Consider the following 609-nt stretch of genomic DNA (forward strand, 5'->3'; position numbering starts at 1 on the left):
GAACAATGGTTTCCAGTCGTGGAAGACGGCGGTCGGCGACGTCACCGACGCCGGTCGGTGGATCGTCGCGGAAGGTGCCGACCCGGCAAAGCTGTCGATCGTCGGATGGTCCTATGGCGGCTATGCCGCGCTGCAGTCGGGTGTGCTCGCGCCCGATCTGTTCAAGTCGATCGTCGCGATCGCGCCGGTCACCGATCTCGGCAAAATGAAGGATAAAAGCATGCGCGATGCTGGCGGCGCGATCACGCGTGATTTCATCGGGTCGGGCCCGCATGTTCGCGAAGGATCGCCGGCCCAGAATGCCGGCGCGATCAAGGCGCCGGTACTGATGTTCCACGGCACGCTCGATCAGCATGTCGATATCGACCAGGCTCGCGTTATGCGGAGCGCGCTGACGTCGGCCGGAAAGAAGGTCGAACTGATCGAATATCCCGGTTTCGCGCACGCCCTTTGGGACAGCGAGACGCGCATAGCGATGCTCGGCCGAATTACGCAGTTTCTACCGCACTAAAACGAAAAGGGGCGGCCCGTTGCCGGACCGCCCCTTTGAATTCGATAGCGAACTCGGTTAGCGCGAATAGAATTCGACGACCAGGTTCGGTTCCATCT

The 609-nt window shown here is 61.2% G+C and carries 1 protein-coding gene; it reads left to right on the plus strand.

The window, feature by feature from the left end; all coding sequences use genetic code 11:
- The coding region (locus ACT6Q8_RS25625) for an alpha/beta hydrolase family protein (protein WP_444739495.1) at positions 1 to 511 on the plus strand (511 nt) is incomplete at its 5' end.
- Positions 512 to 609: the final 98 nt, after the last annotated feature.

The organism is Niveispirillum sp., from assembly GCF_052437035.1.
Taxonomy (GTDB): domain Bacteria; phylum Pseudomonadota; class Alphaproteobacteria; order Azospirillales; family Azospirillaceae; genus Niveispirillum.